The organism is Mesorhizobium sp., assembly GCF_005063415.1.
Lineage (GTDB): Bacteria > Pseudomonadota > Alphaproteobacteria > Rhizobiales > Rhizobiaceae > Mesorhizobium.
On sequence record NZ_SUEG01000009.1, the window covers coordinates 1 to 4,883 of the forward strand.

Here is a 4,883-nt window from a genome sequence, read left to right on the forward strand (position 1 = left end):
CTCTGAAGATCGCCGCCAAGATCGACAAGGTGGACCAGTCGTTCTGGAAGGAAAGAGTCGAGCCGCAAGTGCTGCGGCATTCGAACGTGGAGTTCATTGGCGAGATCGATGAGCGGCAAAAGGCGGATTTTCTGGGCAATGCGAAAGCGCTTTTGTTCCCAATCGACTGGCCGGAACCCTTCGGGCTCGTAACGATCGAAGCAATGGCCTGCGGTACGCCGGTGGTTGCGTTCCGGCGTGGCGCCGTCCCGGAGATCATCGACGACGGTGTGTCCGGATGGATCGTGGATACGGTGGAGGAAGCTGTGGGCGCGCTCCGGCGCCTAGACAGCCTCGAGCGCGCACGAGTGCGGCAGACGTTCGAGAAGCGGTTCACGGTCGAGCGCATGTGCAGCGATTATGTGGCACTCTACCGAGCACTCACGAACACCGGGACGGCCACACTTGGGTTCGATCACGATGAGAGCATGCGCCGTCGAGCGCGCTCCGCGCCGTCATGGTTGCCTGCGCAGGCCCCGAATGTCCATCGCATGCCACCTAGTCACTGAGGTGCGGCAGAGCCAGATCGTGACGGTAAGCACAGCTGTTACAGACGGCGCATTTTGTGGTGGTGCGTTGTCGGGCCACTAGGGGTAACGGTTGAGTGTTGCTTCCTTGGGAGTCACTCAGGGACAGTTGGCGCGACGCGATCTGAACGACATCGGCGGCCCGTGATGGCCCGAGATGCCGCAACGCCTGAACGACTGTCCCCGCAGCCGTTCCCGGTGGTATCAGGTGTTTGGGCGACGCATGGCGCAGGTCGATAACACGCCTTCCGAGCACCACGCGACGGGATGGACCATCCGTGAGATATGAGGTTAGGGTGGGAACTTGGCTGGTCAGACCAAGCGCATTGGCAGCATGAGTGCCGGCGACCTGCACATGAGAGCCCGTCTCCCTGGCCAGCGCCTGGGCAACATCATCGGGCGAGATGGAAAGCGCCCCAAGTTTTGGATGCAGTTTCGGAAATCGTAAAGTTGGACGTGAAAACGCTCCCGCGGGCGCGCCTCAAAATCCGATCAGGAAACTAAGGAAACGACCGTCTTCATATGTCAGAAAATAGCGTATTTTTTACTGACATTCAAAGTGCCGAAAATGGGCCTCGCGGTCGGGGTTGCCAATTCTCTCAATAGGGCGAGAGAGCCCATACAAGCGCCGCTGATTCAGTTGGCGGGCCGCAGCGATGGGGTACCCGGAGAAGGCTTGTCCGGGCGAGCCTGTTGAAAAGAATTCGGGCGCGAGGATCATGCCGGCCGCCGGTCACGCCCGTCGGATGGCAGTCTGCTAGAAGCTGAGATTGCGGAAGTCTGCCCCGGAGGAGGACAGCGACTAAGCGACGGCTCGATGCCGAGCTTCACGCGGCAAATCTTGGCTCCGGCACTCCCGTTACGCCGAGGCCGGTGACGGCAAAAAGGCTGCCGCGCAAAACTCCGTCGCCCGGAAAGCGCGGCAGCGGCGGCTTGGCCATCGACGTGACGTAAAGGGCGTCGAGCTTCGGCCCGCCGAACATGACGCTGGTGATCTTCTTGACGGGCATGTCGATGATGCGATCAACGCTGCCGTCGGGCGCGTAACGCACCAGCCTGCCGTCATAGACCAGCGCGTTCCAGAGGAATCCTTCCGCATCGACGGTCGAGCCGTCGGCCGCCCCTCCCCGGCTGGTATCGACGCGCGTGAAAGTGCGCCGGTTGGTGGCGGTACCGGTTTCGATATCGTAGTCGTAGGCCCAGATCTCGCCGGTCCAGGTGTCGGCGAAATAGAAGGTGCGGTCGTCGGGACTCCAGCATGGGCCGTTGGAGCAGATGATGCCGGAATCTATTCTGGTGACGGAGAAATCGGGATCGAGCCGGTAGAGCCCGCCGGAAGGTCCCTCTTCCATCGTGTCCATTGAGCCGGCGAAGAAGCGGCCGCGCCGATCGACCTTGCCGTCATTGAGCCGGTTCATCGGCCGGTCCGGTTCTGGATCGTGGATCGGCATCACCTCGCCGGTGGCGAAATCAAGCAAATGGAAACCGCGCTGCAGCGACACCACCGCGCCACCGCCGTCCTTGCGCAATGCCATTGAGCCGATCTTCATCGGCACATCCCAGCAACGGATCTCGCGGCCGTCGGCGGTCGCCCGAAACACACGCCCGTCGAAACTGTCGATCCAGTAGAGGCGCTCCTGTTCAACATCCCAGAGCGGTCCCTCGCCCAGCGTGGTCTTCACGTCCACCACGACTTCGATCTTCATGCCGTCCTCCTAGTTCGATCCTTGCAGAAACCGGTCAGAACGCGACCTGGTCGCCGCCCTTCAATGACAGGATTTCGCGGGCCTCATCGGGTGTTGCCACTCTCATGCCGAGGCCTTCGATGATCTTGCGGGCAAGCACCACCTGCTCGGCATTTGAGGTTGCAAGCCTGCCCTTGCCGGCCCAAAGACTGTCTTCAAGCCCAACGCGGATATTGCCGCCAAGCGCTGCCGACTGCGCGGCAATGCGCAACTGGCTCGCGCCCGCACCCAGCACCGACCAGCGGTACTGCTCGCCGAACAGGCGATCGGCGGTGCGCTTCATATGGGCGACGTCTTCGGGGTGCGAACCGATGCCGCCGAGCAGGCCGAATACGGACTGCACGAAGAATGGTGGTTTCACCAGCCCGCGATCGGCGAAATGGGAGAGGTTGTAGAGATGGGCGATGTCGTAGCACTCGAACTCGAAGCGCGTGCCGTTGTCGTAACAGGTGTCCAGTATGTACTCGATGTCCTTGAACGAGTTGCGGAAGACCAGGTCACGCGTCGCTTCCAGATGCGGCCTTTCCCAGTCGAACTTGAACGTTTCGTATTTGTCGACGAGGTGATAGAGCCCGAAATTGATCGACCCCATGTTGAGTGAGGCGACTTCCGGCTTGAACTGGGCGGCGGGGCGAACACGCTCCTCCACCTTCATGTAGGGACTGCCGCCGGTGGTGATGTTGATGGCGGCATTGGTGCCCTGCTTGACGCGCGGCAGGAAACGCGCGAACGCCTCCGGCGTCTGGTCGGGCTTGCCGGTCTCAGGGTCGCGGGCATGCAGATGCAGGATCGCCGCACCAGCCTCCGCCGCCGCGATCGCCTCCGAGGCGATCTGGTCCGGCGTGATCGGCAGATAGGGCGACATGGTCGGCGTATGGATTGCTCCCGTCACCGCACAGGTGATGATGACCTTGCCCTTGGTCTGCGGGGTGCCGGGCTTGCGGCTTGTTTCCGTCATCGTCCAAACTCCTGATCCGATTTTTTCTTGTGCGCCGCCAGCGCCATCAGCCGGCGGTCGCGCCAGACCTGCCGGTCGCCGAGTTCTTCCCGCGGCAGCCGCTTACGGCGCTCGGCCTCGACCGTTTGCATGACCTCGCCCGCCCAGTCGACCCGACGCAGCATCTGCGGGAAGATGTTGGAATAGATCGTCTGATAGCGTTCTACATAGTCGCGCACACCACCAGGTGCGTTGAGGTCGATCGTTTCGAACGGACCCATGAACGACCAGCGCAGCGCCAGCCCCTCGCGCAGGCCCGTGTCGACGTCTTCGACGCTGGCATAGCCGTCGGCGACGAGTCGGAACGCCTCCTCCAACAGCGCGCCCTGCAAGCGATTCATGATGAAGCCGTCGAGTTCGCGTTTCATCACCAGCGGCGCGTGGCCCGCTTCGACAAGAAAGGCGCGGGTCCTTTCCACCGTTTCGGCGGAGGTCCATGGTGCCGGCACGACTTCCGCTGCCGGGATGAGATAGGGCGGATTGATCGGGTGTACGACGAGGCAGCGATGGCGCCCTTGCAGATGATCGGTGAATTTCGACGGCAACAGCGCCGAGGTGGAACTGGCGATCACCGCCTGCGGACCGGCAAGGGCGTCGATCCGGGAGAACACGTCACGCTTCACCTCGAGGTTTTCGGGCGTGTTTTCCTGGACGTGGACGGCATCGGCCAGGGCCTCGCCAAGCTCCGCCACAATGGTGATGCGGCCGAGCACGGCATCGACCGCCTGTCCCCGCAGCAAATCGTTGGCGGCGAGGTCGCCGAGCACGCCGGCGATATAGTCGCGCGCACCGCTGGTCGCGGCCGGCGCCTGGTCCCACATGCGCATATCATGCCCGGCACGAGCGAAGCTGATCGCCCACGCTCGCCCGATGAAACCGCTTCCGACAATTGCTACATTCGCCATGATCGCCCCCTCAGAGTGTCTCGACGTTGCCGTCGACGCCAAGCGACTGGCCGGAAATGTTGACGCCGGCATCGGAAAGCAGGAAGGCCACCATCGCCGCGACATCGTAGGGGCTGGTCATGCGGCGCAGCGAGATGTTCTGCAGATAGCGTTGTGTCATCTCCTCGTTTGAAACGCCTAATTGCTTTGCCCGGTCGGCAATGACCTTGTCGATGCGCGGCCCTTCGATGATGCCGGGCAAAATGGCATTGACCCTGATGCCATGCGGTCCGAGTTCCTTGGCAAGGCTCTGAGTCAGGCCGACAACGCCGAACTTGGCAGCCGAATAGGGGGTGCGAAACGCGTAGCCATGGCGGCCGGCGGCCGAAGACATTGAGACGATCGAGCCGCCGCCCCCCGCCTTGATCAGCGGCACGGCACGCCGCGCGCACAGGAACTGGCCGGTCAGGCAGATATCTATGCAACGCCGCCAGTCTGCCGGATCGATCTCATCGACGCCGCCGGTCGGCCCGGCAATGCCGGCATTGTTGATCAGGGCGTCGAGCCCGCCGAGCTTCTCCTTGACAGTCTCGAACAGCCGGTCGACATCGTCGTCGCGCGAAACGTCGGCCTTGACTGCGGCGGCGAGCGTAATCCTCTCCGGAGCAGCGGCCAGCGCCTCGTCGGAAAT

5 protein-coding genes and 1 pseudogene are annotated in these 4,883 nt (G+C 62.6%); 1 reads left to right on the forward strand and 5 read right to left on the reverse strand.

What is annotated here, in order from left to right; all coding sequences use genetic code 11:
• A partial coding sequence (locus E5W70_RS04530) for a glycosyltransferase (RefSeq protein WP_292654459.1) occupies positions 1–548 on the forward strand: 548 nt, incomplete at its 5' end.
• A gap of 112 nt (positions 549–660) precedes the next feature.
• Here E5W70_RS04530 and E5W70_RS04535 read toward each other — a convergent pair.
• The 5 genes and pseudogenes from E5W70_RS04535 to E5W70_RS04555 all read right to left on the reverse strand — a co-directional run.
• Positions 661–1,008 (reverse strand): annotated as a pseudogene (locus E5W70_RS04535) (DUF6088 family protein); the annotation flags it as partial.
• A 385-nt stretch (positions 1,009–1,393) separates the two neighbouring features.
• On the reverse strand, positions 1,394–2,272 hold the full coding sequence (locus tag E5W70_RS04540; RefSeq protein ID WP_292654462.1) for an SMP-30/gluconolactonase/LRE family protein: 879 nt from the start codon (positions 2,270–2,272) through the stop codon (positions 1,394–1,396).
• 34 nt (positions 2,273–2,306) lie between these two features.
• The gene (locus tag E5W70_RS04545; RefSeq protein WP_292654465.1) at positions 2,307–3,269 is read right to left on the reverse strand and encodes a 3-keto-5-aminohexanoate cleavage protein; all 963 of its coding nucleotides are present in this window, start codon (positions 3,267–3,269) and stop codon (positions 2,307–2,309) included.
• Positions 3,266–4,213, reverse strand: coding sequence for a 3-hydroxyacyl-CoA dehydrogenase (locus E5W70_RS04550; protein WP_292654468.1), 948 nt, complete (start codon positions 4,211–4,213; stop codon positions 3,266–3,268). Before E5W70_RS04550 ends, E5W70_RS04545 begins: the two co-directional genes overlap by 4 nt.
• A gap of 10 nt (positions 4,214–4,223) precedes the next feature.
• Positions 4,224–4,883: SDR family oxidoreductase (locus E5W70_RS04555; protein WP_292654471.1), on the reverse strand; the 660-nt coding region annotated here is incomplete at its 5' end.

Bases quoted from the DNA above. Each gene is read 5' to 3' on its own strand.
- E5W70_RS04540 (WP_292654462.1), bottom strand. From the start codon at position 2,272: ATGAAGATCGAAGTCGTGGTGGACGTGAAGACCACGCTGGGCGAGGGA.
- E5W70_RS04550 (WP_292654468.1), bottom strand. From the start codon at position 4,213: ATGGCGAATGTAGCAATTGTCGGAAGCGGTTTCATCGGGCGAGCGTGG.
- E5W70_RS04545 (WP_292654465.1), bottom strand. From the start codon at position 3,269: ATGACGGAAACAAGCCGCAAGCCCGGCACCCCGCAGACCAAGGGCAAG.